This window comes from Methylobacterium sp. WL103, assembly GCF_008039885.1.
GTDB lineage: Bacteria > Pseudomonadota > Alphaproteobacteria > Rhizobiales > Beijerinckiaceae > Methylobacterium > Methylobacterium cerastii.
In genome coordinates this window covers 1-25,694 of the sequence record NZ_VRUX01000015.1, presented here as the reverse complement: position 1 = coordinate 25,694, position 25,694 = coordinate 1, and the positions used below count along the sequence as shown (strand labels likewise).

At 69.8% G+C, this 25,694-nt stretch carries 26 protein-coding genes and 1 pseudogene; 9 read left to right on the top strand and 18 right to left on the bottom strand.

Features of this window, described 5'->3' with window-relative positions:
* Positions 1-128: 128 nt before the first annotated feature.
* From accD to FV222_RS02370, 3 genes are all read left to right on the top strand, one after another.
* The gene (gene accD, locus FV222_RS02380; RefSeq protein ID WP_147812875.1) at positions 129-1,040 is read left to right on the top strand and encodes an acetyl-CoA carboxylase, carboxyltransferase subunit beta; all 912 of its coding nucleotides are present in this window, start codon (positions 129-131) and stop codon (positions 1,038-1,040) included.
* 14 nt (positions 1,041-1,054) lie between these two features.
* A complete protein-coding gene (locus tag FV222_RS02375) occupies positions 1,055-2,380 on the top strand; it encodes a folylpolyglutamate synthase/dihydrofolate synthase family protein (RefSeq protein WP_147751842.1) in 1,326 nt (441 codons plus the stop codon).
* A gap of 166 nt (positions 2,381-2,546) precedes the next feature.
* On the top strand, positions 2,547-3,455 hold the full coding sequence (locus FV222_RS02370; RefSeq protein ID WP_147751843.1) for a porin family protein: 909 nt from the start codon (positions 2,547-2,549) through the stop codon (positions 3,453-3,455).
* Positions 3,456-3,633: 178 nt separating this feature from the next.
* Here the strand turns inward: FV222_RS02370 and trxA are convergent, their stop codons facing one another.
* Complete coding sequence (trxA, locus tag FV222_RS02365; RefSeq protein WP_147751865.1) at positions 3,634-3,963, bottom strand: thioredoxin; 330 nt, start codon at positions 3,961-3,963, stop codon at positions 3,634-3,636.
* Positions 3,964-4,272: 309 nt separating this feature from the next.
* On the opposite strand from trxA, the gene FV222_RS02360 reads away from it, so the two are divergent.
* The gene (locus FV222_RS02360; RefSeq protein ID WP_147761810.1) at positions 4,273-5,562 is read left to right on the top strand and encodes a PQQ-dependent sugar dehydrogenase; all 1,290 of its coding nucleotides are present in this window, start codon (positions 4,273-4,275) and stop codon (positions 5,560-5,562) included.
* Between the two features lie 418 nt (positions 5,563-5,980).
* Here the strand turns inward: FV222_RS02360 and FV222_RS02355 are convergent, their stop codons facing one another.
* From FV222_RS02355 to FV222_RS02295, 14 genes are all read right to left on the bottom strand, one after another.
* Entirely contained in the window at positions 5,981-6,673 is a 693-nt protein-coding gene (locus FV222_RS02355) for an SURF1 family protein (RefSeq protein ID WP_246685289.1), read from the bottom strand.
* A gap of 5 nt (positions 6,674-6,678) precedes the next feature.
* Complete coding sequence (cyoD, locus tag FV222_RS02350) at positions 6,679-7,089, bottom strand: cytochrome o ubiquinol oxidase subunit IV (RefSeq protein ID WP_147751845.1); 411 nt, start codon at positions 7,087-7,089, stop codon at positions 6,679-6,681.
* Positions 7,086-7,712: a cytochrome o ubiquinol oxidase subunit III gene (cyoC, locus tag FV222_RS02345; RefSeq protein WP_147751846.1), complete on the bottom strand. Its 627-nt coding sequence runs from the start codon at positions 7,710-7,712 to the stop codon at positions 7,086-7,088. Before cyoC ends, cyoD begins: the two co-directional genes overlap by 4 nt.
* A 4-nt stretch (positions 7,713-7,716) precedes the next feature.
* A complete protein-coding gene (gene cyoB, locus FV222_RS02340; protein ID WP_147761725.1) occupies positions 7,717-9,720 on the bottom strand; it encodes a cytochrome o ubiquinol oxidase subunit I in 2,004 nt (667 codons plus the stop codon).
* Positions 9,721-9,763: 43 nt separating this feature from the next.
* Positions 9,764-10,906 carry a ubiquinol oxidase subunit II gene (gene cyoA, locus FV222_RS02335; protein ID WP_281406018.1) on the bottom strand — a complete coding sequence of 381 codons (1,143 nt, stop codon included), beginning with the start codon at positions 10,904-10,906 and terminating at the stop codon, positions 9,764-9,766.
* Positions 10,907-11,054: 148 nt separating this feature from the next.
* Positions 11,055-12,392 (bottom strand): MFS transporter, encoded by a 1,338-nt coding sequence (locus tag FV222_RS02330; protein ID WP_147751849.1) that lies wholly within the window; start codon positions 12,390-12,392, stop codon positions 11,055-11,057.
* Positions 12,393-12,655: 263 nt separating this feature from the next.
* Entirely contained in the window at positions 12,656-12,850 is a 195-nt protein-coding gene (locus FV222_RS02325; protein ID WP_147761727.1) for a hypothetical protein, read from the bottom strand.
* A gap of 120 nt (positions 12,851-12,970) precedes the next feature.
* Complete coding sequence (locus FV222_RS02320; RefSeq protein WP_147761728.1) at positions 12,971-13,291, bottom strand: hypothetical protein; 321 nt, start codon at positions 13,289-13,291, stop codon at positions 12,971-12,973.
* On the bottom strand, positions 13,288-13,455 hold the full coding sequence (locus FV222_RS29300) for a hypothetical protein (protein WP_210248434.1): 168 nt from the start codon (positions 13,453-13,455) through the stop codon (positions 13,288-13,290). The genes FV222_RS02320 and FV222_RS29300 overlap by 4 nt, the downstream gene beginning before the upstream one ends.
* Positions 13,456-13,638: 183 nt before the next feature.
* On the bottom strand, positions 13,639-14,076 hold the full coding sequence (locus FV222_RS02315) for an EamA family transporter (RefSeq protein WP_147751867.1): 438 nt from the start codon (positions 14,074-14,076) through the stop codon (positions 13,639-13,641).
* 28 nt (positions 14,077-14,104) lie between these two features.
* Positions 14,105-14,473 carry a fluoride efflux transporter CrcB gene (crcB, locus tag FV222_RS02310; protein WP_147761729.1) on the bottom strand — a complete coding sequence of 123 codons (369 nt, stop codon included), beginning with the start codon at positions 14,471-14,473 and terminating at the stop codon, positions 14,105-14,107.
* Positions 14,474-14,647: 174 nt separating this feature from the next.
* Entirely contained in the window at positions 14,648-16,903 is a 2,256-nt protein-coding gene (locus FV222_RS02305) for a xanthine dehydrogenase family protein molybdopterin-binding subunit (RefSeq protein WP_147761730.1), read from the bottom strand.
* 10 nt (positions 16,904-16,913) lie between these two features.
* A complete protein-coding gene (locus tag FV222_RS02300; RefSeq protein WP_147812871.1) occupies positions 16,914-17,927 on the bottom strand; it encodes a xanthine dehydrogenase family protein subunit M in 1,014 nt (337 codons plus the stop codon).
* A complete protein-coding gene (locus tag FV222_RS02295) occupies positions 17,924-18,475 on the bottom strand; it encodes a (2Fe-2S)-binding protein (protein ID WP_147761732.1) in 552 nt (183 codons plus the stop codon). The genes FV222_RS02300 and FV222_RS02295 overlap by 4 nt, the downstream gene beginning before the upstream one ends.
* A gap of 246 nt (positions 18,476-18,721) precedes the next feature.
* On the opposite strand from FV222_RS02295, the gene FV222_RS02290 reads away from it, so the two are divergent.
* The 3 genes from FV222_RS02290 to FV222_RS02280 all read left to right on the top strand — a co-directional run bounded on the left by FV222_RS02290 (position 18,722) and on the right by FV222_RS02280 (position 22,447).
* Positions 18,722-20,116: a dipeptidase gene (locus tag FV222_RS02290; RefSeq protein ID WP_147761733.1), complete on the top strand. Its 1,395-nt coding sequence runs from the start codon at positions 18,722-18,724 to the stop codon at positions 20,114-20,116.
* A gap of 134 nt (positions 20,117-20,250) precedes the next feature.
* On the top strand, positions 20,251-21,228 hold the full coding sequence (locus FV222_RS02285; RefSeq protein WP_147812870.1) for an SMP-30/gluconolactonase/LRE family protein: 978 nt from the start codon (positions 20,251-20,253) through the stop codon (positions 21,226-21,228).
* 13 nt (positions 21,229-21,241) lie between these two features.
* The gene (locus FV222_RS02280) at positions 21,242-22,447 is read left to right on the top strand and encodes an L-dopachrome tautomerase-related protein (protein ID WP_187277182.1); all 1,206 of its coding nucleotides are present in this window, start codon (positions 21,242-21,244) and stop codon (positions 22,445-22,447) included.
* A gap of 10 nt (positions 22,448-22,457) precedes the next feature.
* On the opposite strand, the gene FV222_RS02275 is transcribed toward FV222_RS02280, so the two are convergent.
* Positions 22,458-22,865 (bottom strand): DoxX family protein, encoded by a 408-nt coding sequence (locus FV222_RS02275; protein WP_147761735.1) that lies wholly within the window; start codon positions 22,863-22,865, stop codon positions 22,458-22,460.
* 428 nt (positions 22,866-23,293) lie between these two features.
* Here FV222_RS02275 and FV222_RS02270 point away from each other — a divergent pair, with 428 nt between their 5' ends.
* The gene (locus FV222_RS02270) at positions 23,294-23,854 is read left to right on the top strand and encodes an NAD(P)H-dependent oxidoreductase (RefSeq protein ID WP_147761813.1); all 561 of its coding nucleotides are present in this window, start codon (positions 23,294-23,296) and stop codon (positions 23,852-23,854) included.
* 17 nt (positions 23,855-23,871) lie between these two features.
* Here the strand turns inward: FV222_RS02270 and FV222_RS02265 are convergent, their stop codons facing one another.
* Positions 23,872-24,441, bottom strand: a complete 570-nt coding sequence (locus FV222_RS02265; protein WP_147812869.1) for a glutathione peroxidase — start codon at positions 24,439-24,441, stop codon at positions 23,872-23,874.
* A 215-nt stretch (positions 24,442-24,656) separates the two neighbouring features.
* On the opposite strand from FV222_RS02265, the gene FV222_RS31970 reads away from it, so the two are divergent.
* Positions 24,657-25,346 carry a PRC-barrel domain-containing protein gene (locus tag FV222_RS31970; RefSeq protein ID WP_147761737.1) on the top strand — a complete coding sequence of 230 codons (690 nt, stop codon included), beginning with the start codon at positions 24,657-24,659 and terminating at the stop codon, positions 25,344-25,346.
* A gap of 38 nt (positions 25,347-25,384) precedes the next feature.
* On the opposite strand, the pseudogene FV222_RS29290 reads toward FV222_RS31970, so the two are convergent.
* Positions 25,385-25,694, bottom strand: a pseudogene (locus FV222_RS29290) (hypothetical protein); the annotation flags it as partial.

Below are 25,694 nucleotides of genomic sequence, written 5' to 3'. Positions count from 1 at the left end.
GCCTCCGCCCGCGCCGCCTGACGCGGGCGGCGCTGGTCAAACGGGGCGACGGCCCCGATATGCAGGGCTCACGCTGAGCAAGGCCGATCGACGATCTCGGTCTGATCGAACCGGACGGGCGCTACATGATGGTCGAACCGATGAACTGGATCTCGGAGGTCGTGCGCCCCAAGATCAAGACCCTGTTCAAGCGCGAGACGCCCGAGAACCTCTGGGTGAAATGCCCGGATACCGGGCAGATGGTGTTCCACAAGGAGGTGGAGGGGAACCACTGGGTCATCCCCGGCTCCGAGCACCACCTGAAGATGAGCGCCAGCGCGCGCCTGAAGATGATGTTCGACGAGGGCACCTGGATCGACGTGCCGCTGCCCGAGGTCGCCGTCGACCCGCTCAAGTTCCGCGACGAGAAGCGCTACGCCGACCGCCTCAAGGAGGCGCGCACCAAGACCGGCATGCAGGACGCGTTCAAGGTCGGGTTCGGCCGGGTCGGCGGGCAGCCGATGACGCTGGCCTGCCAGGATTTCGCGTTCATGGGCGGGTCGCTCGGGATGGCGGCCGGCGAGGCCTTCATCCGCGGCGCCGAGACGGCCCTTGAGAAGCGCACGCCCTACGTGATGTTCGCGGCCTCCGGCGGCGCGCGGATGCAGGAGGGCATCCTCTCGCTGATGCAGATGCCGCGGACCACCGTGGCGATCCGGCGCCTGCGCGCGGCCCGCCTCCCCTACGTCGTCGTGCTCACCAACCCGACGACCGGCGGCGTCACCGCCTCCTACGCGATGCTCGGCGACGTGCACCTGGCCGAGCCCGGCGCGCTGATCTGCTTCGCCGGCCCGCGGGTGATCGAGCAGACGATCCGGGAGAAGCTGCCGGACGGCTTCCAGCGCGCCGAGTACCTGCTGGAGCACGGCATGCTCGACCAGGTCGTCCACCGCCACGCGCTGAAGGACACCATCGTGCGGATCTGCGGCCTCCTGATGAACGTCGGGCCGGCCTCGGTGCCGGCGTCCGCGCCGTCCGCGCCGATCCTCGAACCCGCCTGACGCGGCGCGCGCCCATGGATTCCTCCGACGCGCTGATGGCGCGCTTCCTGGCCCTGCATCCGCGCACGATCGACCTGTCGCTCGGCCGCATCCAGAGCCTGCTCGCCCGCCTGAACCACCCCGAGCGCCGGTTGCCGCCGGTGATCCACGTGGCCGGCACCAACGGCAAGGGCTCGACCATCGCCTTCATGCGGGCGATCCTCGAAGCCGGGGGCTTGGCCGCGCACGTCTACACCTCGCCCCACCTCGTTCGCTTCCACGAGCGGATCCGGTTGGGCGGCATCGGCGGCGGCCACTACGTGCCCGAGGACCGGCTCGCCGAGGCCTTCGCCCGCTGCGAGGCGGCCAACGCCGGCGACCCGATCACGGTGTTCGAGATCACCACCGCGGCCGCGCTCCTGCTGTTCTCCGAGGCGCCGGCCGACGTGCTGCTGCTCGAGGTGGGGCTGGGCGGCCGCGTCGACGCGACCAACGTGATCGACACGGTCGCCGCCGCCGTCGTCACGCCGATCGGCCGGGACCACGCCGAGTATCTCGGCGACACCGTCGAGCTGGTCGCCAACGAGAAGGCCGGCATCTTCAAGCGCGGCTGCCCGGCGGTGATCGCCGCGCAGGATTACGCCGAGGCCGACGCGGTCCTGTGCCGCCGCGCGGAAGCCGTGGGCGCGACGCCGGTCTGGGTCGGCAACCAGGACTTCTCGGTCCACGAGGAGAGCGGCCGCCTCGTCTACCAGGACGAGACCGACCTGTTCGACCTGCCGCGCCCGAAGCTCGTCGGCCGGCACCAGTTCACCAACGCCGCCACCGCCATCGCGGGCCTGCGGGCGGCGGGCTTCGGCGACATCGGCGTCGCCGCGGTGGAGGCGGGCCTGCGCAACGTCGACTGGCCCGGCCGGATGCAGCGTCTCGCCCGCGGCCGACTCGCGGCCCTGGTCCCGGCCGGCTCCGAGCTCTGGCTCGATGGCGGCCACAACATCGACGGCGGCCGCATCCTCGCCACCGCGCTCGCCGACCTCGGCGAGCGCAGCGACGTGCCGCTGGTGCTTGTGGTCGGCCTGCTCGGCACCAAGGACGCCGAGGGGTTCCTGCGCCACTTCGTCGGGCTGGCGCGCGCGCTGATCGCGGTGCCGATCGCCGGGCAGATGGCGGCGCGGCCGGCCGAGGAGGTCGCCGAGATCGCCCAGCAGGTCGGCCTGAGCGCGCGCGTCTCGCCGAGCATCGAGGCCGCCCTTACGGCGGTCGCCGACATCGCCTTCGAGCGGCCGCCGCGCATCCTGATCTGCGGCTCGCTCTACCTCGCCGGCGCCGTCCTGACCGCCAACGGCACGCCGCCGACCTGACGCCCGACGGGCCCGGCGGCGTGCGGGCTAGAGCCTGCCGCACGCGAGGTCCGGTCGGCCCGCCATTGCAGAGCTGCCGCATCTGTGGCGCCGATGTTACATCTTGGCTGTGGGAAATCCCGTATTCTCAGCATCGATCGGGCAACATGCTGGGGATCAAGAGAACATGAACAAGCTTCTGACGTCATTGGCCGCCTTCACGGCCCTCACCGCCGCCGCCTCGGCCGCCGACCTGCCGCGTCGCGCTCCGCCGCCGGTCTTCACGCCCGTCCCGGTGTTCACCTGGACCGGCTTCTACTTCGGTGTGAACGCCGGCTACGGCTTCAACGCCGGCAACACCACCGCCCCGACCGTCGTCGGCGTCTCGCCGGGTAACGCGATCTTCGCCGGCCCCGCCGTCGGCGGCGTGCCCGCTGGCAACCGCGCTGGCGTCCTCGCCTTCGGCAACAACAGCGGCAACGACGGCTTCACCGGCGGTGGCCAGGTTGGCTACAACTACCAGTTCACCCCGGGTTCGGGTGTCGTGATCGGCATCGAGGCCGACGCCCAGTACGTCGACTTCGGGCAGAACCGGAACCGCTTCTCGTCCGCCACGGTCGCCGGCGGCGGCATCCTGCCGGGCACCCTCGTGTTCAACCCGTCGGGCCTTTCCAGCCTCGACTACTTCGGCACCGTGCGCGGTCGCCTCGGCTACGCCTTCGACAAGGCCCTGTTCTACGCCACCGGCGGTTTCGCCTACGGCTCGGGCGGCGGTCGTGACTTCGGCCTGCCGAACCGTTCGACCGACTCGTTCCAGACCGGTTACGCGGTCGGCGGCGGCGTCGAGTACGCGCTCCCCACCGACTCGTTCCTGAACTTCTTCCGTTCGTCGGCCGTGACCCTCAAGGTCGAAGGCCTGTACGTGAACCTGAACCAGGGCAACCGCAACAACGGCATCTTCGCCGTCAACTCGGCCGGTACGCCGGTCGGCGTCGGCAGCCCGGGCGTCACGCTCGTGTCGGGCGGCAACGTCCGTCGCGACACCGAGTTCGCCGTCGTCCGCGCCGGCCTGAACTACAAGTTCGGCTCCTACTAGGATCCGATCTCCGACCCACGGGCCGTCCAGAGCCCGGGGTCGACTCGAACCATTCGAATTGGGTTTCGAAACGGAGAAAGCCCGGCCTCACGGCCGGGCTTTCTTTTTGCGCGTGAAGCGATGCGCACGAAAAAGCCCGCTTCCTCGAGGAGGCGGGCCTGTTCGGCCGCTGCGGGCGTCAGGCGCTCGCGGTTTGCGCGCTGATCCAGCGGGACAGGTCGCCCTTCGGCGCCGCGCCGACCTTCTGGTCGACCCGCTCGCCGTTCTTGAACAGCAGCAGCGTCGGGATCGAGCGGATCCCGTACTGTGAGGCGATGCCGGGATTCTCATCCACGTTCACCTTCGCGATCTTCACGCGGCCCTGCATGTCGGAGGCGATCTCCTCGAGCGCCGGACCGATCTGCCGGCAGGGACCGCACCACTCCGCCCAGAAATCCACGACCACGGGCTCGACGGACTTGAGGACGTCCTGCTCGAAGCTCGCGTCGGTCACTTTCACCGTCGCCATCGGAAAATACCCTTCTCGAAAGGCCGCCCGGGCGCCTGCAACAGGCCGCCCGCCGACCGGTGCCATGAGACTTGGCGACCGGGCGTCCTGCGGTCAAGGCGGCGGACGGGGCCGCATGCCGGCTGCCCACCCGGTTCATGACGAATCGCACACGAAGCGCCGTGCGACGGGGGCCGGGTCCCCGCGCGCTCGCTTTGGTGGAGGCCCCGCCCCATGTGAGTCGGAACGCCCGGGCGACCGTCCGTGTCCGCCGCCCGGGCGTTTGGACCCGATCCAGGAGGATTCTCGACGGTGACAGGATTTTTGCAGGTGCCGCGCTTCCGTTCCCTCACGCTCGCCACCGTGGCGGCGGTCGCGCTCGCACCGGTCGCATTCGGCGAGGAGAGCGCCGCCCCGCGGCCGTCGCGCATCGAGGGCGATGCTTTCAGCGTGCCCGCGGCCAAGACCGCCGGCGACGCGCCTGCCGAGACTGCGGCGCCGAACTCCGCCTACAAGCCGCTGCTGCCGAACCAGACCCGTTCCCCGAAACCCGCCGAGGCCGTGAAGGTGGATGTCGCCACGGTGGCCAAGGGCCTCGCGAGCCCGTGGGCGATGGAGTTCCTGCCGGACGGCCGGATGATCGTCACCGAGAAGGCGGGCAAGATCCGCATCGTCGCGAAGGACGGTACCGTCGGCCCGGCCATCTCCGGCGTGCCGAAGGTAGACGCCCGCGGCCAGGGCGGCCTGCTCGATATCGTGCTCGGGCCGACCTTCGCCACCGACGGGCAGGTGTTCTTCAGCTTCAGCGAGCCCCGCGACAAGGGCAACGGCACGACCGTGGCGAAGGCCAAGCTCCTCCAGGACGGCAAGGGCGGGGGCAGGCTCGACGACGTGAAGGTCGTGTTCCGGCAGATGCCGACCTACGACGGCGACAAGCACTTCGGCTCGCGCCTCGTCTTCGCGCCCGACGGCATGCTGTTCGTCACGGTGGGCGAGCGCTCCGACAAGGCGACGCGCGGGCAGGCGCAGGACCTGTCGAGCGGCCTCGGCAAGGTCTTCCGCATCGACGCCGAGGGCCAAGCCCCCAAGGACAACCCGTTCTACGGCAGCGACAAGGCCAAGCCCGAGATCTGGTCCTACGGCCACCGCAACGTCCAGGCCGCGGCCCTCGACGGGCAGGGCCGGCTCTGGACCGTGGAGCACGGCCCCCGCGGCGGCGACGAGCTGAACCGGCCGCGCCCCGGCCTCAACTACGGCTGGCCGGTGGCGACCTACGGCATCGAGTATTCCGGCGAGCCGCTCGGCGAGGGCGTGAACCAGGCCGCCGGCACGGTGCAGCCAGTCTACTACTGGGACCCGGTGATCGGCCCCTCCGGCATGGCGCTCTACACCGGCACGCTCTTCCCCGCCTGGAAGGACGACTTCCTCGTCGGCGGCCTCGTCAGCGAGGGGATCGTGGTGCTGAAGCGCGACGGCGACAAGGTCGTCACCGAGGAGCGCGTGCCCCTCGACGCCCGCATCCGCGACGTCCGCGTCGGACCGGACGGCGCGGTCTACGCCGTCACCGACGGCGCGGACGGCCGCATCCTGAAGCTGACCCCCAGGGCCGACGCCGGCTGATCGGGGCATCGCTTGCCGAACGCATGCGACGCGTTCGGGCGCCCGTTGGTGTTCCTTCCACGTGCTGCCAGAGACTGTATTCACACAGCTCGCCGCGCATCCCGAGGGAGGCGCGGGTTCCCCTCTCCCCGCGGGCGGGGAGAGGCCCGGCTGCACCCCGTCGTGCAGCCGGGGAGCGGCGGCGAAGCCGAAGCGACGGTGAGGGGGAGTATGCGGAAGAGCCTCCTCCGGCGTCGCCCCCTCACCGTCGGCCGCCACCTCGCTTTGCCGACGACGAGTTCGGCAATGCCCTCTCCCCGCAGGCGGGGCGAGGGGATGCGCGCAGAGCGGATCGACAGCAGCGGCGATGTGTGAATTCGGTAGGTTTGCCGGGAAGGGACAGCACCACAACTTCGCAGCAGCCGACGAACGTGCGTCGCTACCGCCGCCGCTCCCCATTCACGTAGATCGCCGCGCCGAGCATCATCGCGGCGAGGGTGAACCAGGTCAGCGCGTAGACGAGGTGGTTGTTGTGGAAGGCCACCACCGTCAGGCCGCCGACCGGGAGGCCGCCCTCCGGCCCGGCATCCGCATCGATGAAGTACGGCGCCACGTCGCACAGCCCGCGGGCCGATGCGATGACCGCGACGTCGCGCGAGTACCAGCGATTCTCGGGCGGCGCGTTGCTGCGGAGGAACGCGCCGCCGGGTTCGGTCAGCCGCAGCAACCCGGTGACCACGACCTCGCCCTCGGGCCGGCGCCAGCCCGCCGGGTCGCGGCGGTCGGACGGGACGAAGCCGCGGTTCACTAGGACCGTGAAGCCCTCGGAGACCAGCGGGGTCAGAACCCAGAACCCGCCGCCGAGCGCCGTCACGGCCTGGACCAGCGTCGTGGATTCGTGGCGGAAGCGGCCCGACACCCGCACGTGCCGGTAGGCGTCCGACGCCTCGGTGACCGAGGGCCACGCAGCGGGCCCAGGAGCAGGCGTCGGCGCAGCGCTCACCCGCGCTTCGACGCGGGCGATGAGGTCGAGCTTCCAGGTCCGGCGCTCGACCTGCCAGATCCCGAGGGCGACGAGCCCCGCGACCGCCAGCGCGCTCGCGAGGTTAAACGCCGCCCGGCCGAGGCGGATCGTCCTCAGGGCTTGTGGTGCATCAGGTCGTGTGGGGAGGCCGGCATCATGTTGTTGTTCAGGTGATACATCACCCAGATCGAGCCGGTCAGCGTGATCACGACGAGGGTCAGCGTGAAGATCAGGGCGAGGATGGTCCATCCCCCTTCCGACTTCGTGTTCATATGCAGGAAGTAGATCATGTGGACCACGATCTGGACCACCGCGAAGGCCATGATGATCAAGGTGGTGTGCACGGCGTTGCCGAGCACGTCGCTCATCACCAGCCAGAACGGGATCGCGGTGAGGATCACCGAGAGCACGAAACCGGTCATGTAGCTGCGGAACGACCCGTGCGCGCCGGTCCCGGGACCATGCGCGTCGTGGCCGTGGCCGTGCGGCTCGGCGTGGGTGCCCGCCCCCGTCGCTAGACTCACTGCAGCACTCCCATCAGGTACACGAAGGTGAACACGCCGATCCAGACCACGTCGAGGAAGTGCCAGAACATCGACAGGCACATCAGCCGGCGCTTGTTCTCGACGATCAGCCCCTTCTGGGCGGTCTGCACCATCAGCACGATCAGCCAGACGATACCGAGCGACACGTGCAGGCCGTGGGTGCCGACGAGGGCGAAGAACGAGGACAGGAAGGCCGAGCGCTGCGGCGTCGCGCCCTCGTGGATCAGGTGGGCGAACTCGTAGAGCTCGATGCCGATGAAGCAAGCGCCGAACAGGCCGGTGATGGCCAGCCAGAGCTGCATCGTCTTGAGGTTGTCCTTCTCCATCTCCAGCATTGCGAAGCCGTAGGTGATGGAGGACAGGAGCAGCATCGAGGTGTTGAGCGCCACCAGCGGCAGCTCGAACAGGTCTCGCGGCGAAGGCCCGGCCGCGTAGTTGCGGCCGAGCACCCCGTAGGTGGCGAACAGCACCGCGAAGATGAGGCAATCGCTCATCAGGTACATCCAGAAGCCGAGCATGGTGCTCGACTCGTGGGCGTGGTCCTCCTCGAGGTAGAAGGCCGGTGCCTCGGCGCCCGGCGGGGCGGTGTCGGTGTGCATCATCGGCTCAGGCCCGCCCCGCCATCACGCTCGTACGCTGTCCTTCGGCCCGCACCACGTCGGCGGCGGGGATGTAGAAGTCGCGGTTGTAGTTGAAGGTGTGGATCACAGTGACCAGGAACATCGTCGCGAAGGTCGCCGCGGCGAGCCACCAGATGTACCAGATCATCGCGAACGAGAAGCCGATCGAGACCACGCCGAGGATCACGCCGGTGGCGGTGTTCTTCGGCATGTGGATCGCCCGGTAGCCCTCCACCGGCCGTGCGTAGCCGCGCTTCTTCATGTCGGACCACGCGTCGAGGTCGTGGATCACCGGGGTGAAGGCGAAGTTGTAGTCCGGCGGCGGCGAGGCGGTGGACCATTCGAGGGTCCGGCCGTTCCACGGGTCGCCGGTGAGGTCGCGCAGCGCCTCGCGGTTTCGGATCGAGACCACGAACTGCACGATCATCGACAGGATGCCGAGCAGTATCAGCACCGCGCCGAAGGCGGCGACGACGAACCAGATCTGAAGAGACGGGTCGTCGAAGTGGTTGGCGCGGCGCGTCACACCCATCAGGCCGAGCACGTAGAGCGGCATGAAGGCGAAGTAGAAGCCCACCGTCCAGAACCAGAACGACATCTTCCCCCAGAACGGGTCGAGCTTGAACCCGAAGGCCTTCGGGAACCAGTAGGTCACGCCGGCGAACATCCCGAACAGCACGCCGCCGATGATCACGTTGTGGAAGTGCGCGATCAGGAACAGCGAGTTGTGCAGCACGAAGTCGGCCGGGGGCACGGCGAGCAGCACGCCGGTCATGCCGCCGATGGTGAAGGTGACCATGAAGCTCACGGTCCACATCATCGGCAGCTCGAACCGGATGCGGCCGCGATACATCGTGAACAGCCAGTTGAAGATCTTCGCACCCGTCGGGATCGAGATGATCATCGTCGTGATGCCGAAGAACGAGTTCACGTCGGCGCCCGAGCCCATCGTGAAGAAGTGGTGCAGCCAGACCAGGTACGACAGGATGGTGATGACCACCGTGGCGTAGACCATCGAGGCGTAGCCGAACAGACGCTTGCCGGAGAAGGTCGAGGTGACCTCCGAGAAGATGCCGAAGGCCGGCAGGATGAGGATGTAGACCTCCGGGTGGCCCCAGATCCAGATGAGGTTGAAGTACATCATCGGGTTGCCGCCGAGGTCGTTCGTGAAGAAGTGCGTGCCGACGTAGCGGTCCATCGACAGCAGGGCGAGCACGGCGGTGAGGATCGGGAAGGCCGCCGTGATCAGCACGTTGGTGCAGAGCGAGGTCCAGACGAAGATCGGAAGCTTCATCATGGTCATGCCCGGCGCGCGCATCTTCACGATGGTCGCGATCAGGTTGATGCCCGACAGCAGCGTGCCGATGCCGGCGATCTGCAGCGCCCAGATGTAGTAGTCGACGCCGACGCCCGGGCTCATGTCCGCGCCCGAGAGCGGCGGGTAGGCGAGCCACCCGGTGCGGGCGAACTCGCCGACGAACAGCGAGGCCATGACCGTCATGGCGCCCGAGACCGTCATCCAGAACGAGAAGTTGTTGAGGAACGGGAAGGCCACGTCGCGGGCGCCGATCTGCAGCGGCACGACGTAGTTCATCAGGCCGGTGACGAACGGCATCGCCACGAAGAAGATCATGATCACGCCGTGCGCCGTGAAGATCTGGTCGTAGTGGTGCGGCGGCAGGTAGCCCTCGTTGGCGCCGAACGCCACGGCCTGCTGGGCGCGCATCATGAGCGCGTCGGCGAAGCCGCGGAGCAGCATCACGAAGGCCAGCACGATGTACATCACGCCGATCTTCTTGTGGTCGACCGAGGTCAGCCAGTCCCGCCACAGCGGGCCCCAGAAGCGGTAGTAGGTGATCGCGCCGAGGACGACGAGGCCGCCGAGCGCCACCATGGCGAAGGTCACCTGCAGAATCGGCTCGTGGTAGGGGATGTCTTCCAGGGAGAGCCGTCCGAAGACGAGCTTCTGGAGATCCGGATTGGAGAACATGGGTTCGATCCGTTAAGGGTGGTGCGGCGGCGAGGCGCCGGTCCTACTTGTTGTTGAGCTGCGACGGGGCGATCGAGTCCCGCTCCGGCGCCGGCATCTGGTTCTCGGGTTTCGTTCCGTTTTCGTGGCCGTGCGGGTTGTTGCCGTCCGGCTTCATGCCCTGCGGCTGCTCCTGGCCGTGCGGGGTGCGGCCGGAGGCCGGGGCGGTGGAGCCCGGCGCCTCGTCGCCCTGCTCGATGTGGCGGTTGTCGTAGCGCAGGCGCTCGCGGTTCTCGGTGGAATCCTTGCCGGCGCCGCCCTTGGCGTCGATCGTCATCATCTCGCTCATGCACATCTTGCCCGGCACGGCGCACATGTTGAGGATCGTGTCGAACAGCCCGTCGGCGACGGACTTGTAGTACTTGACCGGCTCGGCCTCGCTCGGCTTCTCGAGCTTGAGGTAGTCCTCGCGGCTGAGCTCGCTTCCTTGCGCCTTCGCCTTGGCGATCCAGGCGTCGAAGCCGGCATCGTCGAGGCCGTGGAACTTGAACGTCATCCGCGAGAAGCCGGTGCCGCTGTAGTGCGAGGACAAGCCGGCATACTCACCCGGCTTGTTGATCACCGCGTGGAGCTGCGTCTGCATGCCAGGCATCGCGTAGATCATGCCGGCCAGCGCCGGGACGTAGAAGGCGTTCATCACCGAGGAGGCGGTGATCTTGAAGTCGATCGGCCGGTCGACGGGGGCGGCGAGCTCGTTGACGGTGGCGATCCCGTATTCGGGATAGAAGAACAGCCACTTCCAATCGAGCGCGACGACCTCGACGGTGAGCGGCTTCACGCCGGCCGCCACGGGACGGGTGGCGTCGATGCGCCGGAGCGCCCGGAACGGGTCGAGGGTATGGGTGCTGATCCAGGTGAGCGCGCCGAGCGCGATGATGATGAGAAGCGGCGCGGTCCAGATCACCACCTCGAGCTGGGTCGAGTGGTGCCAGTCCGGATCGTAGGGGGCGGACTCGTTGGTCGCCCGGTAGCGCCAGGCGAAGAGCAGGGTCAGCGCGATCACCGGAAGCACGATCAGCAGCATCAGCCCGACTGAGGCGAGGACGAGGTTGCGCTGCTGCAGGGCGACGTCGCCCGAGGGCTGCATCACCACGAGGTTGCAGCCGGCGAGCAGCCCGGAGAGCGAGACCGCGCAGAAGCCGCGCAGAAGCCGGGCGGCGGTGCGGGCCGGAGGACGGGGACGTGAGGCGGAACGTGCCACGGTGATCAACTCGGTTTGCCTGGCCGGCGGGCCCGGGGGCCGTTCGGCGCGATCATGCATCGGGACGGGGTGAGGGACGACGCGGGCGTCCCGACTACATCTGCCGCATCTCGGAACGGTCGAGGGTCAGGGCAAGGAGCGATGCCGCCGCACCCGAGAGCAGGTAGAGGCCGACCATCCACAGCCCGTAGCGGGACGAGAGCCAGAGGACGACCAGCGGAGCGAAGCCTGCGCCGAACAGCCACGCCAGATCCGAGGTCAACGCCGCGCCGGTGTAGCGGTAGCGCGCGCCGAGGCGCGCCGTCACCGCGCCGGCGGTCTGCCCGTAGGCGAGGCCCATCAGCATGAAGCCGACCGTGACGTACATGGTCTGGCCGATGGCGCTGTCGCCGAACACCAGCGGCGCGACGATGCTGCCCAGCGCGAAGGCGGCGATCAGGCCGGAGCTGAGCAGCAGCGCGTTGCGGCGGCCGATCTGGTCGGCGATCAGCCCGGAGGCCGCGACCGCGCCGGCGCAGACGATGGCGCCCGAGCATTGCACGATCAGGAACTCGCCGGGCGAGCGGTCGGTGAACAGGGTCAGCCAGCTGATCGGGAAGATCGTGACGAGGTGGAACAGCGCGAAGGCGGCGAGCGGCACGAAGGCGCCGATCCACACGTCGAGGGCGTGATGGCGCACCACCTCGGACACCGGCACCGGCTCGAGCTTGCCCTTCTCCATCAGGCGGACGAACTCGTCGGTGGCGACCAGACGCAGGCGGGCGAACAGGGCCACGACGTTGATGGTGAAGGCGCAGTAGAACGGGAAGCGCCAGCCCCAATCGAGGAAGTCGGCGGAGTCGAGGTTCACGAGGAAGAACGAGAACAGGGCGCTGGCGACGATGAAGCCGAGCGGCGCGCCGAGCTGGGGAATCATCGCGAACCAGCCGCGGCGCTCGCGCGGGGCGTTCAGCGCCAGCAACGAGGCGAGGCCGTCCCAGGCGCCGCCGAGCGCGAGGCCCTGGAGGATGCGCAGGCCGGCGAGCAGCCAGATCGAGGCGTAGCCGATGCTGGCGTAGCTCGGCAGGAAGCTCACCGCCGCGGTGGCACCGCCGAGCATGAAAAGGGCGATCGTCAGCTTCACGCCGCGCCCGTGCCGCCGGTCGACGGCCATGAAGATCACCGAGCCGATCGGCCGGGCGACGAAGGCCAGCGCGAACACCGCGAAGGAGTACAGCGTCGCGGTGAGCGCATCCGGCTCGAACGAGAAGAACACCTTCGGGAACACCAGCACCGAGGCGATGCCGTAGACGAAGAAGTCGAAGTATTCCGAGGCCCGGCCGATCACCACGCCGGCGGCGATCTCGCCCGGGGCGACCTTGTGGTCGGTGGAGACCAGATGCGCGTCGCGCTCCAGGGGGGTGGAGTTTGCCAGGGCGGGCTCAGGAATCATGTCGGACAGCCGGCTTGCTCGATGAGGCGACGGTGACGCGGTGCGGCGATTCACGGGGCGTGCGTGCCACGGCCGGGGAGCGGAAAGTACCCGCTCAGGACCGTCGGCGACACCGCCGCGTAGTCGCAGCGCCGATCAGAGGCTTTCGAGGCTGATAGCGCAAGCGTGCGCGACGGTCCCCCATGAATCCGGCATGTCCCTGCCGTTCCGAGCGCATGCCCCGGCGCGGGGAAATGCCGGGTGAAGTCGCGCGAGCGGACGTCTCAGTTCACGTTTCGAGGAACGTCGACCGTGAGCATCGGCAGGAGGATCGAGCCGGCGGAGGCGTCCGCGAAGGGCGGGCGCAGGAAGCGGGGGCTCGCAGCAGGCGGGCTTGCCAGCAGGGCGAAGGCGGCGACGCTCAGGGCGAAGCCGAACGCCAGCAGCGACGTCTCGAGGCTGTGGTAGATTGCGTCCATCGCCCGAACTCCCACCACGCATGCGGTGCGGAATGATCGCGCGGCCGGGTTAAGCGAGCGGTAACGTCCGCCCGCTCGCGAGGCGGCGCAAGGACCGGGCGGGGCGGGCCGCCCGTCCCGTCAGGCGCTGCCGGCGGCCTCCATCCGGGCGAGGTCGGGCGCACGCGGCTGCAGAATGGCGGCGGCCAGATGCGCTTCGAGCACTATCAGGTCGCCGTCCGGGTCCGGCACCCAGCCGCAGGCGCAGGTCGTGCCCGCCCCGTGCGCCGCCGCGATCTGCCCGTAGAGCGCGCCGACGGTCCGCGAGGCGGCTTCGAGGGCGGCCATCACCGGCAGGACCTGCCCGTCGAGGGCCTGCCAGAACGCGCGCGCCAGCGCCTGCTCGATCGCCGCCTGCCCGCGGGTCTCGTCGCAGCGGCAGCTTTGGGATTCCGGGATCATGCGCGGGCTCCGGTGCGGCGGACACGCTGCGGCGCCGACGCGACGCGGTCGATCAGGTCCGGCAGGCGGTGCAGGCGCAGGCCGAGGCAGGAGCCGTCCCACCAAGCCACCGTCACGCAGGTATCGATCAGGTCCATCACCCGTCTCATTCCGGCCTCCAGCATCCGTGCATTCGCCGATGCCGCCGCCTGACTGCAGACTAACCCGACACCGTCGATAGACCGTCTAGCAGGATCGCAAATCGATTATCAAGCGATTTATCAAATATTGGAAACGTTGTAATTCCAGTCTTCAGCTGTCGATCTCCAAGTTTATATTTGAAATCGTTCCACAGTAGACGCCTGCCATCACGCTCCGACGGCCACGAGCACCGCGCCGGCGGCGATCAGCGCGACGCCGAGCCAGTTCAGCGGGCTCAGCGTCTCGCCGAGCAGGGTCGCGCCGAAGAGCGCGACCAGGACGACGCTGAGCTTGTCGATCGGCGCGACGCGGGCAGCGTCGCCGAGGGACAGGGCGCGGAAGTAGCAAAGCCACGAAGCACCGGTGGCGAGGCCCGACAAGACGAGGAAGACCGCGCTCCGCCCCGGGATCCGGGCCAAGTCGGCGGCCTGGCCGGTGACGACCACGATGGCCGCGGTGAGCGCCAGGATCACCACCGTGCGGACGAGGGTCGCCACGTCCGAGGGCACGCCCGCGACGCCGACCTTGGCCAGGATCGCGGTAAGCGCGGCGAAGGCCGCCGAGAGCAGGGCCCAGAAGCGCCAAGACTGGATCGATGACTGAATCAGCGTCGCCATCACGAGGGCCGGCCCGTCACAGGATCGCGCGCATCAGCAGCAGGCCGGCGAACAAGCCTGCGAGGCCGAGCGCCACCGAGCCGACGATGTAGACCGCCGCCGCGGCGGCCTCGCCCCGCTCCAGCAGAAGCACGGCTTCCAGGGAATACGAGGAGAAGGTGGTGAAGCCGCCGAGCACGCCGGTGGCGATGAACAACCGCAGCGGCTGCCCGCCGCCGCGCAGGGCGAACCACCCGGTGAACAGCCCCATCAGCACCGAGCCGACGACGTTGATCGCCATGGTGCCGTAGGGGAAATCCGAGCCGAGCCGGAGGGAGGCCGCGCTGACGCCGTAGCGCGCGACGCCGCCGAGGCCGGCGCCGAGGAAGACGAAGAGGAGGTTCATTCTGTTGCCGATCCCGGGCAGGCGTGCACCCGAGCGCTAGCGTCTGGCACCGCGTCTGTCATCGGGCAGCCGGCATGCAAGAAGCCGGCAAGCATGACGAACGCCGCCGGCCCCATCACGGTCCGGCGGCGTGCAAGCGAAGTTCCAGGTTCAAACGCGCAAGTGTGGGGCGCGCTATCCGAGCACCTTGTCGATGGTGATCGGCAGGTGGCGGATGCGCTTTCCGGTGGCGTGGAACACCGCGTTGGCCACCGCCGCGGCGGTGCCGACGATGCCGATTTCGCCGAGGCCCTTCACCCCGAGCGGGTTGGCCTTGTCCTCCTCGTCCACGAAGATCACGTCGATGTCGTAGATGTCGGCATTGGCTGGCACGTGATACTCGCCGAGGTTGTGGTTCATGAACCGGCCGAGGCGGTGGTCCATCATCGATTCCTCGTGCAACGCCGAGCCGATGCCCATCACCACGCCGCCGAGGATCTGGCTGCGCGCGGTCTTGGGATTGAGAATCTTGCCGGCCGCCACCGCCGAGACGACGCGGGTGAGGCGGATCTGGCCGAGCTCCTCATCGACCCGGACCTCCACGAAGACGGCCGAGTGGGTGTAGGCCTCGTACTGGCTGGCGAAATCCTTGTCGGGACCGGCGGATTCGGTCGCCTCCACCGTCTCGACGTCGGCGGCCTTCAGCACGTCGACCAGGGCGACGCTGCGGCTATCGTCGCCCGCCACCGCGATGCGCCCGTTCGCGAAGGCGACGCGGTCGAAATCGACGTTGGCGAGCGGCGAGCCCTCCATGGCGCGGGCGAGCTTGAACACCTGTTCGCCGACGTTGCGGCAGGCCTTCATCACCGCGGTGCCGGAGGAGGCCGCGGTCCACGAGCCGCCCGCGACCGGCGCCTCGGGGAGCCGCGTGTCACCGAGCTTGGTCGTCACGTCCTCCATCGGCAGGCCGAGGGTGTCGGCGGCGATCTGGGTGAGGATCGTGTAGGTGCCGGTGCCGATGTCGCCGGTGGAGTTGCCGACCTCGAGCTTGCCGTCCGCGCTCAGGATGGCGTGGGCGCTCGATTGCTGCATCATCGATTCCCACACGCCGGTGGCCATGCCCCAGCCGACGAGCTCGTGACCCTCGCGCATCGAGCGCGGCGCAGGCGTGCGCTTGGCCCAGCCGAAGCGTTCGGCGCCCTGCGTGAAGCAGGCCTTCAGCGCCTTCGAGCCGAACGGCTTGTCCTCGGAGGTCGCGTCGGCCTCGGAGAAGTTGCGCAGGCGCAATGCGATCGGGTCGAGGCCGGCCTCGTGCGCCAGCTCGTCCATCGCGGTCTCGATGGCGAAGACGCCGGTGACCGCGCCGGGCGCACGCATGTCGCCGGGCGAGGCCGTGTCGAGCTGGGCGATCTTGTACGTCAGCGCGACGTTGTCACACTTGTAGAGCACGCCCGACCAGTTGACGACGACCTCCTGGTAATCCTCGTAATGCGAGGTCACGCCGATCGCGTCGTGGCGCAGCGCCTGCAGCTGCCCGTCCTCGCCTGAGCCGAGCGACACGGTCTGGATCGCGTCTGGGCGGTAGGTGAACGACCACATCTGGTCGCGGGTCAGGACCACGCGCACCGAGCGCTCCAGGTCGCGGGCGGCCAGCATCGCCAGGAAGAGCTGGTATTGCGGGCGCAGGCCCGAGCCGAAGCCGCCGCCGAGATACGGGTTGAGAACCCGCACGTCGTCCTTCTTCAGGCCGAACACCGCCGCGAGGTAGTTGTGGCTGTTCGAGACGCCCTGGACCTTGTCGTAGACCGTGTACTTGCCGTCGCCCTCGTAGACGACGGTGGAGGCGTGGGGCTCCATCGGGTTGTGGTGCTCGACCGCGAGCCGGTACTCGTTCTGCAGCTTGATCGGCGCGGCGTCGTAGGCGGCGTCGGCGTCGCCCCAGGGCTTGGGCGGCGGCTTGATGCCGGCGCGCTTCTTCGGCGGGTCGTAGGCGAAGGCGCGGACGGCGTCGGCGGAGGTCTTGGGCTCCTCGGCCTCGTAGGCGACGATCACCAGGGTAGCCGCGTGCCGTGCGGTCTCGAAATCCTCGGCCACGACGAGGGCGACCGGCTGGCCGCTGAAGGCGATCTTGTCGTCGTAGAGCGCGCGGAACGGCGAGCCGGGGGGCGCCACCGCGTCCTGGTAATTGTAGTCGAGCCAGGCGGTGCGCGAGCGGTTCTCGTGCGTGAGCACCTTGATGACGCCGGGCACGGCTTCGGCGGCGGCGGTGTCGATCGCGCTGATGCGGCCGCGCGCGATCGCGCTCGACACCACGTAGCCGTGGGCGAGGTCGGCGGCGGTGAATTCGCCGGCGTACTTGGCCAGGCCCGTCACCTTGGCCGGTCCGTCGACGCGGCTGCGGGGGGTGCCGACGAAGCTGTCGTGACCGGTGGAGCTGAAGGTCTGTGTCATGCGGCGATCCTTACTGGATGCGCTTGTCGGTGAGCGACTGCGGCGTGCCGGCGGCGGCCTGGGACAGGCCTCGCACGATCGCACGCCGCGCAAGCTCGACCTTGAACGCGTTCTCGGATTGGGGGCGGGCCTCGGCGACGACGAAGTCGGCGGCGGCCTGGAAGGTCTCGCGGGTGGCCGGCTTGCCGACGAGCAGCGCCTCGGCCTGCCGGTTGCGCCACGGCTTGTGCGCCACGCCGCCGAGCGCGAGGCGGGCGATCTTCACCGTGTCGCCGTCGAGTTCGAGCGCCGCCGCCACGGAGACGAGGGCGAAGGCGTAGGACAGCCGGTCGCGCAGCTTCAGGTAGGTGTAGTTCTTCGAGAGGTCCGCGGCGGGAAGGTCGACGGAGAGGACGATCTCGCCCGGCTTCAGGGTGTTGTCCTTGGCCGGGTCGTCGCCGGGCAGCCGATGGAAGTCCGCGAACGCGATGCTGCGGTCGCCCTCCGGCCCCGTCACCTGCACCACCGCCTCCAGCGCCGCGAGCGCGACGCACATGTCGGACGGGTGGGTGGCGATGCAGGATTCGCTCGCCCCGAAGATCGCGTGGATGCGGGTCAGGCCGCCGATCGCGGCGCAGCCGCTTCCGGGCTCGCGCTTGTTGCAGGGGGTGGCCGTGTCGTAGAAATAGTAGCAGCGGGTGCGCTGGTTGAGGTTGCCGCCGGTGGTCGCAGCGTTGCGCAGCTGGCCCGAGGCCCCAGCCAGGATCGCGTCCGCCAGCAGCGGGTAGCGGCTCCTGACGCGGGCGTCGTAGGCGAGGTTCGCGTTCGTCACGAGAGCGCCGACCCGCAGCCCGCCGTCGTGCTCGGCGATGCCGCCGAGCGGCAGGCGAGTGATGTCGATCAGGCGGCCGGGGCGCGTCACGTCGTACTTCATCAGGTCGACGAGGTTGGTGCCGCCGGCGATGAACTGCGCGCCGGGTGCGCCGGCGAAGGCCTGCACGGCCTCCGCCACGGTGCCGGCGCGAACGTAATCGAAGCGGTTCATCGGGCGGCTCCCAAGTCTTGAGCCGCACCGTCCTGCGCCATCACATCCTCGATCGCGTCGACGATGTTGGTGTAGGCGCCGCAGCGACAGATGTTTCCGCTCATCGCCTCGCGGATCTCGTCGCGCGAATGCGCGTGACCCTCGTTCATCATGCCGACCGACGAGCAGAGCTGGCCCGGCGTGCAGTAGCCGCACTGGAAGGCGTCGTGCTCGACGAAGGCCGCCTGGATGGGGTGCAGGCCGTTGCTGCCGGCGCCGCCGTTCGACAGGCCGGCAAGGCCCTCGACGGTGGTGACCTCGGCGCCGTCCTTCATCACCGCCAGGGCGAGGCAGGAATTCACGCGGACGCCGTCCACCAGCACCGTGCAGGCGCCGCACTGGCCGTGGTCGCAGCCCTTCTTGGTGCCGGTGAGGTCGAGGGTCTCGCGCAGCAGGTCGAGCAGGGTGGTCCAGGGGGCGACCTGGAGTTCGCGGTGCTGCCCGTTGATGGTCAGGCTGATGCCGACCCGGGTGTCCGCGGCGACCGGCGAACCGCTTTCGATGAGCATGAGGCGTTCCAGGAGAAAAGGTTTTTCGCGAAAGGGCGAACAGGTCGGAGCGAACACGGCGCGCAAGGCGTGCATCCGGGCTCGCCGCACGGATTGTCCGTTGCACTCGATAACGGTTCCAATCTGCCGCCGTTCCAATCCGTGGTCGTCGCCGCGTCGGGCGTCGCGTTGCGGACCAAGCGGTTTCCGTTTGCGCACGCCTCGGCTAACCCTGGGCCGGACCGCCGAACCGCCTCAGGAGCCCCGATGGCCGCCCTCGATTCCGTCCTCAACGACATCGACAAGGATCTCGACAACGCCCTGGAGCGCCTGTTCGCCTTCCTCAGGATTCCCTCGATCTCGACCGATCCAGCCTATGCCCCCCATTGCCGCGAGGCGGCGGCCTGGCTCGCCGCGGACCTGACGGCGCTCGGGTTCGAGACCTCGGTGGAGGAGACCTCGCTCCACCCCGTCGTGCTGGCGCATAAGCCGAAGCCCGGGGCGCCGCACGTGCTGTTCTATGGGCATTACGACGTGCAGCCGGTGGACCCGCTGGACCTGTGGGAGACGCCGCCGTTCGAGCCGCGGATCGCCACCGACGCGAAGGGCGAGAAGACAATCGTCGCCCGCGGCGCTTCGGACGACAAGGGCCAGGTGATGACCTTCGTCGAGGCCTGCCGGGCGCATCTGGCGATGAACGCCGAGCTACCCTGCGCGGTCACGATCCTGATCGAGGGCGCCGAGGAGAACGGCTCGCAGGGGCTGCCGGAATGGGTGGCGCGGAACAAGGATCGGCTCGCCGCCGACGTCGTGCTGGTGTGCGACACGTCGATGTGGAACCCGACGACGCCGGCGATCACCTCGTCCCTACGCGGGCTCGCCTATTTCGAGGTCGAGGTGACCTGCGCCGACCGCGACCTGCATTCGGGCTTCTTCGGCGGCGCCGCGCGCAACCCGATCCACGTGCTGTCGCGCATCCTCGCCGACCTGCACGACGCCGACGGCAAGGTGACGCTGCCTGGCTTCTACGACGGCGTGCGCGAGCGGCCGCCCGAGGTGCTGGAGCAGTGGCGCGGCCTCGACTTCACGCCCGAAACGTTCCTCGGCCCCATCGGCCTGTCGGAGCCGGCCGGCGAGCGCGGGCGTCTGCTGATCGAATTGGTGCAGTCGCGGCCGGCTTGCGACGTCAACGGCATCATCGGCGGCTATACCGGCGAGGGCACCAAGACGGTGATCGCGGGCAAGGCCAGCGCCAAGGTCTCGTTCCGCCTCGTGGACGACCAGGACCCGCAGAAGCTCGCCGAGACCTTCGAGGCCTTCGTGCGCGCACGCATCCCCGCCGACTGCTCGGTGAACGTGATCTGCTACAAGGGCTCGCGCGCCATCAGCCTGCCCTTCGACATGCCGGAGCTGGAGACCGCCCGCGCCGCGCTCCAGGACGAGTGGGGCGTGCCCGCGGTGACGGTGGGCGCGGGCGGCTCGATCCCGATCGTCGGCGACTTCAAGCGCCTCCTCGACCGCAACACCCTGCTGATCGGCTTCGGACTCGACGACGACCGCATCCACTCGCCGAACGAGAAGTACGACCTGCGGAGCTTCCACAAGGGCACGCGCTCGTGGGCGCGCATCCTGTCGGCTTTGGGGGCACGGCGGGGGCACTGAGCGGCGGCTTTCCCTCCCCCTTCCGCTGGGGCAGGCGGTGCGGTGCGAGACGGCTCGCGGGAACCGAGGCGTGCTTCTGCGCCTTCCCTGACCGCGCGACGGCAACCCGGCCGGTCGCCCGTCCCGGGAGCCTCATGCCGCATCGACGCACGATCCTGGCGGGCGGCCTCGGCCTGCTCGCCGCCTCGACGGCGCGGGCGGCGGGCGCGGTGGTGCGGGTGGACGATCCGCGGCTCGACGCGCTGATCGACCCGTCCGCACAACTGCGGACGCTGTTCGACGACGGGCGCTGGTGCGAGGGTCCGTGCTGGGCGCCCGGTCTCGGCGGGCTGGTGTTCAGCGACACCAAGGCCAACCGGATCCGCGTGCTCGCGGAGGACGGGTCGGCGAAGACCCTGTTCGACCCGTCCGAGAACGGCAACGGCAACGCGCTGGACGCGCAAGGACGCCTGATCACCTGCGAGCACCGCACCCGGCAAGTGGTGCGGCGCGAGGCGGACGGGACCAAGACCGTGCTGGCGGACGCGTTCGGCGGCAAGAGGCTGAACTCCCCCAACGACGCGGTGGTCGCCACCGACGGAGCGGTGTGGTTCACCGATCCCGTCTTCGGCATCACCCAGCCCGAAGAGGGCATCCTGGCCGAGCCCGAGCAGGCCGCGCGGCGCGTCTACCGCGTCACCGCGCCGGGCTCGTCGGCGGCCGGCGTCGAGGCGATGACCGACGCCCTCGACCAGCCGAACGGCCTCGCCTTCGCGCCGGACGGGCGCACCCTCTACGTCAGCGAATCCGGGGCGTCGCTCAACCCAGAGGGGGGTCGCGCGGTGATGGCCTTCGCGGTCGGTCCGGACGGTCGGCTTGGGCCGCCGCGGACCTTCGCGGCGATCGAAGCCGGCGTACCCGACGGCCTCAAGGTCGACGCCGCCGGCCGGGTCTACGCCGCCTGCGGCGACGGCATCCGCATCTTCGCACCCGACGGCACGGCGCTCGGGCGGATCGCCATGCCGACGGCTGCCGCGAACCTCGCCTTCGGCGGATCGGACGGGCGCCGGCTGTTCGTCGCCGCCGGCCACGCCATCCTCGCCATCGACCTGCGCGTCGCGCCCCGCGGCTGAAACGGTAAGCTCCATGTCCTTCGCCCGACTGTCTCTCGCCCGGCGCCACCTCCTCGCCGGCGGCCTCGCCGCCCTCGCCCTGCCCGCGGTCGCGGCCGAGGGCGGCTCGCCCGCGCCAGGCGGGACCGCGGTGGCGAGCCGGAAGGCGTCTCCGATGGAGCTGGCGCTCGCCGCGAACGCGCCCTCGACCCCGACCGGGCTGGCGATCTCGCACAAGGGCCGCGTCTTCGTGATGATGCCGCGCTTCACCGGCAAGGAGCCGATCACGGTGGGTGAGGTGTCGCCAGACGGCTCGGTGAAGGCCTATCCCGACCAGGCGACCAACACCCCGGACGCGGGGAGGCCGCAGGCGACGTTCTTCCACGTGCCGAACGGCGTCTTCGCCCCCGACGACAGCCTGTGGCTGCTCGATTCGGGCCTGCCCGAGGGCAAGGGCGCGCCGGTGCCGGGCGGGGCCAAGCTCGTCCAGATGGACCTCGCCACGAACCGGATCGTCCGCATGATCCCGCTCGAGGCCGGCGTCACGCCGACCTCGTCGCTGAACGACCTGCGCGTCGAGGTCCGAGCCGGGCGCCAGCGCGCCTACATCACCGACCAGGGCCAGGGCGAGGACGGGGCGATCCTCGCGGTCGACCTCGCTACCGGACAGGTGGCGCGGCGGCTCTCCGAGCATGCCAGCACCAAGTCGCAGAAGGGCGTGGTGAAGTTCGTCGAGGAGCGCCCGGTGATGCAGACCAAGGGCGACGGCCCGCCGCAGCATCCGAAGGGCGGCGCCAACGGCATCGCGCTGAGCCCCGACGGCACGCGCCTGTATTACGCGCCGCTGATGGCGCGGCGGCTGTATTCCGTGGAGACGGCGGGCCTCCTCGATCCCAAGGTCACGGATGCCGAGGTGGCGGCGACCGTGAAGGATCTCGGCGAGAAGGGGATGACCGGCGGCCTGACCACCGACTCGAAGGACCGGGTCTACCTCAGCCTGCAGGAGCACAACGCCGTCGGCCGGCGCGACCCCGACGGCACGATCACGGTGATCGCCTCGGATCCGCGCCTGATCTGGGCGGACACGTTCTGGATCACCGCCGACCGCTGGCTCTACATCTCGGGCGCGCAGGTGAACCGCCGCCCCGAGTTCAACCACGGCAAGGACCTGCAGCAACCACCCTACGCGATCCTGCGGATGCGGATCGACGCCGACCCGGTCGACGGATTGTCTCAGTGACGACCTCGGCTCAGTAGCGGCGGCCGGCGCGGGCGGCGTCCACGCTCAGCGGGCCGGGGCCGGCGAAGACGAGGTACAGGAAGACGAAGCAGAACAGTATCGCGGCGTCGCCCCCGTTGACCGCCGGGAACGGCGCTTTCGGCGCGTGGACGAGGAAGTAGCCCACCGCCATCTGGCCCGAGAGCAGGAACGCGACGGGCCGGGTGAACAGGCCGAGGATGATCAGCGCGCCGCCGACCAGTTCGAGCAGGCCCGCGGCGCCAGCGAGGGAGAGCAGCTCGGGCGCGGGCATCGCGCGGGGCGGCAGGCCGAACAGCTTCTGCGTGCCGTGCTGGAGGAAGACGAGGCCGGTCACCGCCCGCAGCAGCGACAGGGCGAGGGGGGCGTAGCCGTTCAGGCGCGCGACGAGCGAGTTCATGAGCGGACGGGTCTCCGAGGCCGGGGGAGACACCATCGCGAAGAATTCGTGGCCGCTGTCAAGCTTGGGGCTTCGGTGACCGCCGCCGTGCGGCGAGCCGCGACCGGTTCATGGAATTCCAACCGGTGCGTGTCATACTTCCCTTCCCACCGGACGCGCCGGGCGAGGGACTTGCAGGGGAGGCCGTCCACGACCTCCGATCCGGCGCTCCGCCGGGGCCGCCCCAACCCGTGCGAAGGGCCAATGCCATGACATCGGGTCCCCTCACGCGCATCCCGCCGAATGGACGGACGGCCCCCGACACGGCGGCGGAGTCGCGCCCCCCGGTGGTTCCCAAGCGTCGCCGGACCGGTCACAACGGGCCGATCGCGCCGCCGGCCTCCACGGGCCAGGGCGCTCCGCCGAGTCCCGAGGTCCCATCCGTGCCCCTGCCCCGCGTCGTCGCGTTCTCGGCGAGCATCAACCGGCCCTCGCGCACCCGCACCCTCGTCGAGGCGATCGCCGCGGAACTCGGCCGCCATCGCCGCATCGACCTGACCGTGATCGACCTGATCGACGCCGGGCCGGGCCTCGGTGCGCTCACCCGCGACGACCTCTCGGAGTCGGCGGAGGCGCTGGTCGCGGCGATCGAGGGGGCCGACGCGCTGATCGTCGGGACGCCCGTCTACAAGGGCGCCTATTCCGGCCTGTTCAAGCACGTGTTCGACTTCGTCGGCGCGGAGGCGCTCGTCGGCCTGCCGGTGGCGCTCGCCGCCACCGGCGGCGGCCTGCGCCATGCGCTGGTGGTGGAGCACTCGCTCCGTCCGCTGTTCGGGTTTTTCTCCGCGCACATCGCGCCGACCTCGGTCTATGCTGGCGGCGACGAGATCGCGGACGGGGTCGTCGCCGACGCGACGGTGGCCGCGCGCATCGAAGCGGCCGGCCGCGAGCTCGACGCCCTGCTCGCCGTGACGCGCGGGGCCGACCGGGCCAAGGCGCCGGCGGCGTGACCCTCAGGCCTTGACCTTCAAGCCTTGTCGAGCGCCCCGGCGATCGCGCTGATCACCCGCGGATCGGTCGGCTCGACCTGCGTCGCGAAGGCGGCGGCCAGGGTGCCGTCGCGGGCCACGAGGTACTTGTGGAAGTTCCAGCGCGGCGTCTCGCCGGGCTTCTCGAGCGCCGCCCACTGGTAGAATGGGTGCGCGCCCGGCATCTTCACCCGCGTCTTGGCCGTGAGCGGGAAGGTGACGCCGTGGTTCTTGCGGGCGGCCTCGGCGATGGCGGCCCCGTCCAGCGGCTCCTGGTTGCCGAAATCGGGCGACGGTACGCCGAGCACCGTCAGACCGCGCTCCTGGAAGCGGGTCCACAGGGTCTGCAGCCCGGTGAGCTGGCCGGCATAGCCACAGGCGGTGGCGGTGTTGACCACCAGGATCGGTCGCCCGGCATAGGCCGAGAGCGGCATCGCGCCCCCTTCCGGCCCGTCGAAGGCGAAGGCGGTGGCACGCATCCCGGCATCCAGGGCTTGGGCGCGGCCGGCGGTGGCGGCGCCGACGGCCGCACCGAGGAGGGCGAGGGCGTCGCGGCGGTGAAGGATCATGGGCTTGCGGCCTCCGGAACGGTGGCAGATCACGTCAGCCACCACATGGCGCAGGCGGCCGAGAGGTCCAGGGCGGCCGATCGCGCGATTTCACGAGCCGGCGCACCGTCGGCACCGGTGGAACCTTCTGATGCGACGGGCCTTTTGCGGGGGAACCTTGACTGTCGACTTCGGGCCGGATCGGGCGCGGGGCGACGATGGAAAGACGAGACGCGATGCGCAGCCTGATTGCCGGAACGGTCCTCCTCACCCTGGGCACGACCGCCCTGGGAACGAGCCTCGCGCTCGCGCAGACGCCGGCTCCGACCGCGCCAGCGCCGGGCACCCAGGCGGTGCCGCCGGAGAAGCCGGCCACGATCTCGCCGGACGCGCCCAAGCCTGACGTGGTGAAGCCTGACGTGGTGAAGCCTGATGTGGTGAAGCCTGATGTGGTGAAGCCCGACGCCACCAGCTCCGACACGACCAAGTCTGACACGGTGAAGCCCGACGCGTCGGCCGCGCCGTTGAAGCCGGTCGAGCCGGTGCCGGGGCAGCCCGCGACCTTCACGAACGACCTGCGGCCGACCTTCGTCGCGCAGTCGCCCGACGACATGGTCAGCTCGAAGCTCGTCGGCCAGAGCATCATCAACGGCGCCAACGAGACCATCGGCGAGATCGCCGACGTGGTGATCGGCTTCGACGGCAAGGTGAAGGCCTGGGTCGTCGGCGTCGGCGGCTTCCTCGGGATCGGCACCAAGTACGTGGCGGTCGATCCCAGCGCGCTTCACCTCCAGCGGATCGACGGCAAGGCGCTGCGGGCGGTGATCAACACCGACAAGGACCAGCTCCGCGCTGCGCCGGAATACATCTACCTCGGCAAGGAGAAGCCGAAGGACGACGCCACCAAGGCCGACGGGGCCAAGTAATAGCCCTCGCTATGTGACGGCGCCCCGGCAGGGCGGCCTCAGGGATCGATCCGGCGGAGCACGAAGGCGACGCCGGTCTCGGGGTCGCGCCGCCAGGTGCCGTCGCCGGCGGGCACGAGGTTCACCACGTGCCCGCGCTTGGCCACCAGGGTCATCCGGCCCTCGCCGGTGCGCCACGTCGCCGGGTCGAACACCTCGATCCCGGTGTCGCGGCAATTCGGAAGCAGGTGCACCGGCGCGCCGGGACCGCCGCCGAGATCGAGGCGACAGACGTCGCGGTTGAGCAGCCGGTCGAGGGCGTAGATCCCGGCCTGGACCCCGATGCCGGGCCCGGGCGCGGCCGCCGGG

What these genes read in the sequence shown, in the direction of transcription:
- FV222_RS02290 (WP_147761733.1), top strand. Translation starts at nt 18,722, where the DNA reads ATGGCCGCCCTCGATTCCGTCCTCAACGACATCGACAAGGATCTCGAC.
- FV222_RS02330 (WP_147751849.1), bottom strand. Translation starts at nt 12,392, where the DNA reads ATGATTCCTGAGCCCGCCCTGGCAAACTCCACCCCCCTGGAGCGCGAC.
- accD (WP_147812875.1), top strand. Translation starts at nt 129, where the DNA reads ATGGTCGAACCGATGAACTGGATCTCGGAGGTCGTGCGCCCCAAGATC.
- FV222_RS29300 (WP_210248434.1), bottom strand. Translation starts at nt 13,455, where the DNA reads ATGCTGGAGGCCGGAATGAGACGGGTGATGGACCTGATCGATACCTGC.
- FV222_RS31970 (WP_147761737.1), top strand. Translation starts at nt 24,657, where the DNA reads ATGCGCAGCCTGATTGCCGGAACGGTCCTCCTCACCCTGGGCACGACC.
- crcB (WP_147761729.1), bottom strand. Translation starts at nt 14,473, where the DNA reads ATGAACCTCCTCTTCGTCTTCCTCGGCGCCGGCCTCGGCGGCGTCGCG.
- cyoC (WP_147751846.1), bottom strand. Translation starts at nt 7,712, where the DNA reads ATGATGCACACCGACACCGCCCCGCCGGGCGCCGAGGCACCGGCCTTC.
- FV222_RS02320 (WP_147761728.1), bottom strand. Translation starts at nt 13,291, where the DNA reads ATGATCCCGGAATCCCAAAGCTGCCGCTGCGACGAGACCCGCGGGCAG.
- FV222_RS02325 (WP_147761727.1), bottom strand. Translation starts at nt 12,850, where the DNA reads ATGGACGCAATCTACCACAGCCTCGAGACGTCGCTGCTGGCGTTCGGC.
- FV222_RS02305 (WP_147761730.1), bottom strand. Translation starts at nt 16,903, where the DNA reads ATGACACAGACCTTCAGCTCCACCGGTCACGACAGCTTCGTCGGCACC.
- FV222_RS02265 (WP_147812869.1), bottom strand. Translation starts at nt 24,441, where the DNA reads ATGATCCTTCACCGCCGCGACGCCCTCGCCCTCCTCGGTGCGGCCGTC.
- FV222_RS02300 (WP_147812871.1), bottom strand. Translation starts at nt 17,927, where the DNA reads ATGAACCGCTTCGATTACGTTCGCGCCGGCACCGTGGCGGAGGCCGTG.
- FV222_RS02370 (WP_147751843.1), top strand. Translation starts at nt 2,547, where the DNA reads ATGAACAAGCTTCTGACGTCATTGGCCGCCTTCACGGCCCTCACCGCC.
- FV222_RS02375 (WP_147751842.1), top strand. Translation starts at nt 1,055, where the DNA reads ATGGATTCCTCCGACGCGCTGATGGCGCGCTTCCTGGCCCTGCATCCG.
- FV222_RS02280 (WP_187277182.1), top strand. Translation starts at nt 21,242, where the DNA reads ATGTCCTTCGCCCGACTGTCTCTCGCCCGGCGCCACCTCCTCGCCGGC.
- FV222_RS02295 (WP_147761732.1), bottom strand. Translation starts at nt 18,475, where the DNA reads ATGCTCATCGAAAGCGGTTCGCCGGTCGCCGCGGACACCCGGGTCGGC.
- FV222_RS02275 (WP_147761735.1), bottom strand. Translation starts at nt 22,865, where the DNA reads ATGAACTCGCTCGTCGCGCGCCTGAACGGCTACGCCCCCCTCGCCCTG.
- trxA (WP_147751865.1), bottom strand. Translation starts at nt 3,963, where the DNA reads ATGGCGACGGTGAAAGTGACCGACGCGAGCTTCGAGCAGGACGTCCTC.
- FV222_RS02285 (WP_147812870.1), top strand. Translation starts at nt 20,251, where the DNA reads ATGCCGCATCGACGCACGATCCTGGCGGGCGGCCTCGGCCTGCTCGCC.
- cyoB (WP_147761725.1), bottom strand. Translation starts at nt 9,720, where the DNA reads ATGTTCTCCAATCCGGATCTCCAGAAGCTCGTCTTCGGACGGCTCTCC.